The sequence below is a fragment of the Perlucidibaca sp. genome (assembly GCF_057084925.1).
The window spans coordinates 1-8,118 of sequence record NZ_JBXMRC010000004.1 but is presented as its reverse complement, the minus strand read 5'-3'; the positions used below and the strand labels follow the sequence as shown (position 1 = coordinate 8,118).

Genomic DNA, 8,118 nt, shown 5'->3' with positions numbered 1-8,118 from the left:
GATGAAAGTGCCGAATTCGCCAAAACCGGCATTGTTGATGAGCATGTCGACGCGACGATCACCGAGCTTGGTCACCAGCTCAACAGCAGCTCCCTCATAACCCAGATCCTGGCCGATGACATCAGCCTTGATGCCATGACGCTGGCTCAGCTCATTGGCAATGGCCTGCAGCTTGTCGACGCTGCGCGCCACCAGAATTACATCGTGGCCATCTGCCGCCAGGCGCTTGGCCAGCTCCAGTCCGATACCGTTTGACGCCCCTGTGATCAATGCTGTGCTCATGGCACCAGTCTCCTCATTATTATGTGTTTTCAACGGCTTCCCGCCCTTGTGAGAAGGGTTATGCCATGAATTCTGCTTGCATTCAAAACTGGAACTATAGTCCCAATGCAATTGATCAGCCACAACGACCGTTCGTCGGAAGCAGGCTTTTTGCACTGGCTTTTTTCGTCGCCTCGAAAATAGCTCTCGCTTTTCATCTCCGACATCCGTATAGTTCGCCCCGCTGCAGACGCAGCCCTTTTGTTGCCCGCCTATTATGTGCTGTCCCGGTTCCTGCACCGGCTCGCAGCCTGCTCTGGTCTGGTTGGCGACGATAAATCCGTCAGCCACCGCCGTATCCCGTCGGTTTGCTGTTTACCCATACTCACCGCGGGTTACCCGCGAGGATCAGTCCTGTGTCTTTGACTTTTACAGACCTGGCGTTGCATGACGCCCTTTTAGCCGCCCTTAACGAAGCTGGCTACACCGAACCCACGCCAATTCAGGCGCAAGCTATTCCAATCGCCATGAGCGGTCGCGACCTCATGGCGTCGGCCCAGACCGGCACCGGTAAGACCGCAGCTTTTCTGCTGCCAGGCCTTCACCGCCTAACTATGACCCCAGGCGGCAAGGGCAAAGGCCCACGCATTCTGGTGCTAACCCCAACGCGTGAACTCGCTCGCCAAGTCGAATCCGCTGCCATGGTTTACGGCAAGCGCCTGAAGACCCGTACCGTCAGCATCCTCGGCGGCATGAACTACCAGCAGCAGCAGAAAGCGCTGATGCGCCCAATTGATGTTATGGTTGCCACACCGGGCCGCCTGCTCGATCTGATGAACCGTGGCCAGATCACGCTGGATCGCGTTGAATTGCTGATCCTCGACGAAGCAGACCGCATGCTCGACCTCGGCTTCATCGATGACGTTGAACTGATTGCCGAAAAGGCGCCTGCCGAACGCCAAACACTGCTGTTCTCGGCCACGCTGGAAGATCGCATTGCAACCCTGGCAGCGCGTGTCATGCGCAATCCAGAACGCCTGCAGATCAGCTCGCAGCAAGCCAAGCATGAGAACATCACGCAAGGTCTGTACTTCTGCGACGACATGGAACACAAGAAAGCCATTCTGCTCAAGCTGCTGGCTGACCCCGCGGTAAATCAATCCGTTGTGTTCACCGCAACACGCCGCGACGCCGAAGTGCTGTCGATTGAACTGGCCAACTTCGGTCTGTCCACCGCTGCCCTGCACGGTGACATGAAGCAGCCGGCGCGTAACCGCACGCTTCGTGACCTCAAGAACGGCATGGTGAAGTGCTTGGTTGCCACCGACGTTGCCGCTCGCGGTATCGACGTCGTCGGCATTAGCCACGTATTCAACTTCGACCTGCCGATGGTTCTGGAAGATTACGTTCACCGCATCGGCCGTACCGGCCGCGCGGGTCGTACCGGCACCGCCGTGAGCCTAGTGAATCGTCGTGACCGCGGTAAATTACAACGTCTGGCTGCTTACACCGGCAACGCCATTCCAGAATTGACCATCCCAGGCATGGAGCCACGTCCAGCTCCAAAGTACCGTGACAATGGCGGCGCTAGCCGTCCTGCCGGTGGTGCGCGTCGCGACAACGGCGGCCGTCCAAGCTATGGCGATCGTCCTGCCTATGGTGACCGCCCAGCCCGTACCGACAGCCGCCCAAGCTATGGCGATCGCCCGGCCTATGGCGATCGTCCAGCCCGTACCGACAGCCGCCCAAGCTATGGCGACCGACCGGCCTATGGTGATCGCCCAACGCGCACCGACAGCCGCCCAAGCTACGGCGACCGCCCCGCTTATGGTGATCGTCCAGCGCGTACGGATCGTCCAGCCTACGCTACACGTCCCGTTGTAGTGGATGGTGAATTGAGCGGCAACATTGCCGGCGCCGCAACGCACGAACGCTCAGCGTTTGATCGCCAGGCTCTGCGTGGCGACCGTCCGATGCACCGCAGTGCAGCACCGCGCCCACAAGGTGACCGCCCAAGCTATGGCGACCGCCCAGCTTACGGTGATCGTCCAGCCCGTTCGGCCGCACCTCGCCCACAAGGCGACCGTCCAGCGTATGGCGATCGCCCAGCACGTCCAGCCCGTGCCGAAGGTTTCAGCGCAGACCGCCAGCGACCTCAAGCTCGTGTATTCCGTGCTCAAGATAGCCAAGCAGGCGCTGCATCGAAGGCAAGGTTCGACGACAAGCAGTAAGCCCAAACTCTAGCTGATCAACATAACTCGTCAGGGTTATGTTGAGCGCGACTTGATCCACCGGTATGGATACCGGGTATTGTCCGGTCAAGCGCGCGCCGTTCCAGTACAAGGGCTCTTTCGGACCCGGCACATTGGAAATGATCACGTTGAAGGCTCGCAGACGGGGCGCCAGCCCCGTCAGCAGATGTAATCCCGCCGGTGCCATCATCAGCGCCGTGTAGTTCAACAGTTCCGCCGAACTCATGCTCTTGTAGCGCGTTTTAGCCTCTTGTACCGAGGCCTTGACGCGCTCCAGGCGCAGCGTCGGGTCTGCGACTTCCGTTCCCAAGTTAGCCAAAATCATCGCGATCTGATTTCCAGTCTCGCTATCATCCGTTCGTAACGACACCGGCACCATGGCAATCAACGGCTTGTCTGGCAACGCTTGCTGACTAATCAGATAGTTACGCAACGCACTTCCGCACACGGCCAACACCACATCATTGAGCGTGCAGCCAAAGACCTTTCCAATCGCCTTAAAGCGCTCCATGGGATAGCTCTGCGCAGCGAAACGGCGTGAGCCGGTAATATCGCTATTAATAATGCTCGCCGGAGCATTCATAAACGGCACGAAATTCGGGTCGCGTTGAGATTTTCGTGCAACTTTGGCCATTTCCTTGACGACTGCGGGCATGGTAGCGAGTTGCTTACTAAAGCCAGAGGTCATGCGAACTGCGCCGGTGGCCACATCAATCGGGTTGGGCAGACCAGTAGGCTTACGACGTGGCGGCATAGCCCAAATTGGCGGCAAGTCACGGGCATCAATATCGGTAGAGAGTGCGCGGCTACCCATGCGCATCGCTGAAATACCATCAAACAGGCTGTGATGCACTTTGGTATATAGCGCGAAACGACGCCCCTGAACCCCCTCAATCAGATGCACTTCCCACAGGGGACGCTGGCGATCCATGAGGTTGCTGTGGGCGGCAGATACATAGGAAAGCAGTTCACGAATACGCCCCGGCTTAGGTAGTGCGCGATGACGGAAGTGATGTTCTAGGTCAAATTGCTTATCGGTCTCCCAGAAGTATTGGCCGAAACGGCGGACTAAGCGCTTATTAAAAGGATGCTGCGGCTCATTAAACGTTCGAAGGTGCTCCACGAGGTCGCGGATATAACGAGGGCCCGCATCTTCGGGAAAATTAAACAGCTGCAGTCCAGCCACATGCATAGGCTGCTGGCGTTTTTCCATCCATAAGAACAATTGATCGGCAGGAGAAAGCGGGGTCATGAGTTTGCCATCCGTCTTGTTTAGTAAACATTATCAGCACACACCGTGCCAAATAATTACCCAAGACTACCCCGCCACTTTCCGCTTGTCAGCGTTTAATCCACTCCTGTGCTGACCACGTTATGGGCAGCCCACTCACCGAATCCACACCCAGCAGCGTGAGCTGAAGTGCATTGAGATCGCCCAAATCAGCAAAAAATGGCCCCTGCGTTAGTTCGGGAGCATCGGCAATCACGGCAGCATAGACAGGAACGGCCGTTATGCCATTTACTGCCGTTGCTTGCAGCGAGGCGTTCGTGACACGAAGTGTGGATGGCGTGAAATCCACCGGGCGTAGCTGCCAGCGCTCACCTTGACGGGAAATTTTCAGCCACTGGCTACGCGAGCCGGCCTCCTGCGTCGCCATGCGCGCACTGCCGCCGGAACGATAATTCAGCGCCGCCACATAACCCCGGTCCGAACTCCACTCCTTGGCACAGTAGGACATAAGGTCACCAAACTGAGGCTGCCCCGCGCCATTTAATCGTTGGCTAGAGAAGTAGAACTTCCGTGTCGTGTCATAGCCTGCACCCCCGCCCAAACGTCCATCGGGATACAGTCTAGGGTCGGTGTCCGTTGGGCCGCCACACGCCGCATGATTTAGATTAAGCAAATGGCCATACTCATGAGCCACCGTTAACGCTCTGAAATTCAGCCAATGGTTGGCGCCATAAGCGGATATCTCGGCAAAATCATCGGTCGCACTAACCGATTGCGCCAACATAGAAACCCCACCCATATACGCCAACCCGACCACTTGGCCAGTGGCAGAGCGGAAAGTCAGATTGTTCGGAAAGACGCCGAGGCATTTCGGCGCTGTTCTGGCGCTACTTTGGGCGCCATTGCGTCGCGCACACTCATCGTCCAGCTCCGACAGCACCGCCTGCATAGTCAGAAATGACTCTTGCCCAGAAGTCAGAAAACCTAAAACCGATTGATTTAGCGAAGGCGGTGCAAATGCGGCCTCTGTTCTCAAAGTGAACGCGGTAATGGGATGCAGCCTAACCATCAAATCCGCTAGGTCAGCGTTATTCGTGACGAAGCCGTTCTGCCCTTTATACGTCAGAGGAATTACACGGATGACTTCAGTCAACGCTGATTGCACTGGCAGTCGGAGCAAACGATACGTTCGGTCCGCTTCAGCTTCGCTACGACCTTGATCGTCATCAAAGACAACCGCCACCGTACTCCCCGGCTCAATCAGATTTGCCGGAATGGTTGCGTAATAAGCAGAGTTTAGGGTTTGCCGATCAACCGCCGTGGGGATTGAGCCGGGACTGGTAAGGGCTATGCGGGTACAGCCTCCGGCGTTCGAGACCAACATATACGCACGCGAAGGTGAAGCAGATGCACTGGTTGTGAGTAAATCCACTCTTGCTAACACAGGTTTGTTTGCAATCAGCTGCGCATTGGTTGCTGACGCATCGAACTCGGCTGTTTGCACCCAGCTCACCCGATCAATGCGTCGACCATCATTACGGGCCGCAGAGAGCACTTGAGTAAATGGGCACGTTGCGTTGATTTGTTGAGAGCGACCATCACCGGAAATGGTTTTATCTGACTGTAGCTGACCCTGATTCGCAGCTGGCGAACCGCCGCCTCCGCCTCCACCACAAGCGCTGAGTAACAAACCCAGAAGCACGACAAGGCCGCGTGAATGCATGATAAATCTCAGTATAGTTTTTATTACTGAAGATTCTGGCACAACACGACGACCCTGAATGCCTATACAACTCGCTAATTTTTGTAACGCTCAACGGGCTGGAATTTCACTGCCAGACCATAACATTAAGCGCTCGCCCGCCTTGATAACCTCAAGTTGAGTGACCTGACGACTCCCTACATCCACATAATAGGGGCCCTTATTGAGTGCCGGCATGTCGGACACCACCGCTGAATACAGGGGCAGAGTCGTTGGCTGCTGGTCACTGCTCACCGTTAAGGCCAGGTCCGACATTTGCAACGTGCTGGGTGCAAAGGCCACCGGACGAACTCTCCACACCCCATTTAGCTGACTAATCTTCAACCATCGCTCGCTCGCATCTGTCATGCGTGCCGCGGTTTCATTGCTCGCGCTGCGATAACCCATGGCGGCCAAATAGCCTCTGTCGGAGGTCCACTCTTTGCCACAGTAGGACATTAAATCGGCAAATTGAGGCTGGTTATTACCGTCCAAACGCGTGCTTGAAAAGTAAGTATCTCTAGCTTCATCCCATCCAGCACCACCATTCAGGCGGCCATCGCTATATAGCCTAGGATCAACACCACCCGCTCCCCCGCAAGCTGCATGATCTAAATTGAGCAGATGACCATACTCATGCGCCAAGGTGAGTGCGCGATAGTTAACCCAGTGACGACTGGCATACGGGCTGGTAATCGTATTGTCGTCTGTGTTTAAAACCTGCTGCGTGAGCATGGTTATGCCGCCGACATAAGCGAGCCCAACCACTTGACCCGACCCGGAGCTTGGCCTGAACGAGATGGTGTCTGGAAAAAAGGCAATGCACTTTGGCGCCGTTCGGGCTGAGCGCTGACTGCCGTTGAGTTGTGCACAATAGTCGTCTACTTCATCCAACACCGCGGTCATCACACTGAGTGAGGCCACACCCGATGAAAGTAAATTATTGACGGTAATGCTTAGGATAGATAACGGCGCGGTGGTCGTGACATTGGCCGCGCTGATGGGATGCATTCGAGTCAGCACTTGCCCAATATTGGCACTACTTACTGAGGCTGTGGTGCCGAGAATACGCAAGGGGATCAAGCGTACAGTTTCGGTTTGGGCTGCCGCTACCGCAGGTAAAAAATACCGATACGTCGCATCAGCTTCGCTCGCCGACCGGCCGCCCGCTTCATCAAACACCACCGAAACACCCATGCCAGGTTTAATTTTATTGGCGGGAATTGTGGCGACAAACGCATTACTCAACGAGTCTAAAGAGACCGACGTGGGCACATTATTGGGGCCAGCCAGCGGATAACTCGTGCAACTGCTTGTACTTGGGTCATAGACCCTCAACTCTTTAACTGCAGGCGCACTTCTCACACTATTGGCCAGAAGGTCCACCCGCACTTTGACGGTTTTCCCCCCCGCTAAGCGGGTATCACTTTCGCTAGGGTCTAACGCTACCGTTTGTAGCCAGCGCACTTGCTCAATCCGCAGGCCATCATTGCGTGCCGAGGTAATCGACTGCGTAAAGGGGCAATTGGTATTCACCGTGCGCGCTGTTCCATCCGAATTCATTGTCATGGACACCGGAACAGATCCAGTACCTGAGCTTGGTGTTGAGGGAGCTCCCGTACTAACTCCGCCCCCAGTTCCACCTCCGCCACCGCCACAGGCCATCAGTACACACGCCAAACTCAAATAACCAAAACCGTGCTGTTTTTTTAGGCGCATGTTTGCAAATCCTCTCTGGGTCTCCTTTAGCTATCGACCGCTGGGAAGACCAATTGAGCAGGGTTTTGCAGCAAGTTGTTACATGTTTGTTCTGAGAATTAGGCGGCGTGTAAGCCAGTGTCTAGCCTGTGTTAGTTCAGCACTTTTTGACTAAGCCAATCGGCGAGAAACGATGAAATCAACTCGATGCTTTTGTGTAGCGGATGATCGTCCTCCGTGACCAAAAGCGGGCATTGCCACGCGTCCGCTGCACGTAAAGAATGAGCTAACGGCACCACCTCATCATGACGGCCATGGACAATCCGTACTGCTTGACCACGCAATTGCTGAGCTGGTCTTGTTAGGGGATATCCCGGCAAATCAAAGGCCGGGCACAGTAAAAAAACGCCCTCAATACGCAGATTTGACGACGCCAGCTCGACAGTTCGTGCAGCGACATAGCCCCCCAAGCTGGACCCCACCAACCGGATCGTTTCTCCGACAGGCAGCAGCTTAAGTAAGTATTGCGTACGTTGCTCCGGATCGGGCATACCTCGAAAATCAGGTGCCAACGTACTCCAGCCCAGCGCTTCAGCTACGCGCCGCAGAGCCTGAATTTTCAAGCCATCCGGCCCGCTCTCTAAGCCGTGCAGAAAAACAACTATCGACATTTGTTACACCTAGTACACAGACCCAAGACGAGATGGTGACAGATCATACCGTCATTAGTTACCTGCCTAATGAAGGGGGCAAGCAGAGTATGCAAACAGGAATTCGAGAGCGCTGGCTACTGCTCTGCATTACGCTCTTGGGAAGCGGCATCATTATTGGCAGTGAAGTGAATCGCTTGCCCCCTGAGCCTCAACTGAGTCTGAGTGAGTACTCAGAAAGAGCCAATACCATTCCAGATGAGCCAATGGCACTAAAGCCAGATC

At 55.4% G+C, this 8,118-nt stretch carries 6 protein-coding genes; 1 reads left to right on the top strand and 5 read right to left on the bottom strand.

All coding sequences use genetic code 11. From position 1 onward, the window contains the following. On the bottom strand, nucleotides 1–282 hold a 282-nt coding region (locus tag AC14IB_RS01445), incomplete at its 3' end, for an SDR family NAD(P)-dependent oxidoreductase (protein WP_484230224.1). A 395-nt stretch (nucleotides 283–677) separates the two neighbouring features. On the opposite strand from AC14IB_RS01445, the gene AC14IB_RS01440 reads away from it, so the two are divergent. Next, nucleotides 678–2,492, top strand: coding sequence for a DEAD/DEAH box helicase (locus tag AC14IB_RS01440; RefSeq protein WP_484230223.1), 1,815 nt, complete (start codon nucleotides 678–680; stop codon nucleotides 2,490–2,492). Here AC14IB_RS01440 and AC14IB_RS01435 read toward each other — a convergent pair. The 4 genes from AC14IB_RS01435 to AC14IB_RS01420 form a co-directional block, all read right to left on the bottom strand. Next, nucleotides 2,395–3,765 carry a WS/DGAT/MGAT family O-acyltransferase gene (locus AC14IB_RS01435; RefSeq protein ID WP_484230222.1) on the bottom strand — a complete coding sequence of 457 codons (1,371 nt, stop codon included), beginning with the start codon at nucleotides 3,763–3,765 and terminating at the stop codon, nucleotides 2,395–2,397. The genes AC14IB_RS01440 and AC14IB_RS01435 overlap by 98 nt on opposite strands. A gap of 88 nt (nucleotides 3,766–3,853) precedes the next feature. Continuing rightward, nucleotides 3,854–5,467, bottom strand: coding sequence for a hypothetical protein (locus AC14IB_RS01430; protein WP_484230221.1), 1,614 nt, complete (start codon nucleotides 5,465–5,467; stop codon nucleotides 3,854–3,856). A gap of 90 nt (nucleotides 5,468–5,557) precedes the next feature. Beyond that, a complete protein-coding gene (locus AC14IB_RS01425) occupies nucleotides 5,558–7,204 on the bottom strand; it encodes a hypothetical protein (protein ID WP_484230220.1) in 1,647 nt (548 codons plus the stop codon). A gap of 131 nt (nucleotides 7,205–7,335) precedes the next feature. Next, entirely contained in the window at nucleotides 7,336–7,854 is a 519-nt protein-coding gene (locus tag AC14IB_RS01420) for a YqiA/YcfP family alpha/beta fold hydrolase (protein WP_484230219.1), read from the bottom strand. Nucleotides 7,855–8,118: the final 264 nt, after the last annotated feature.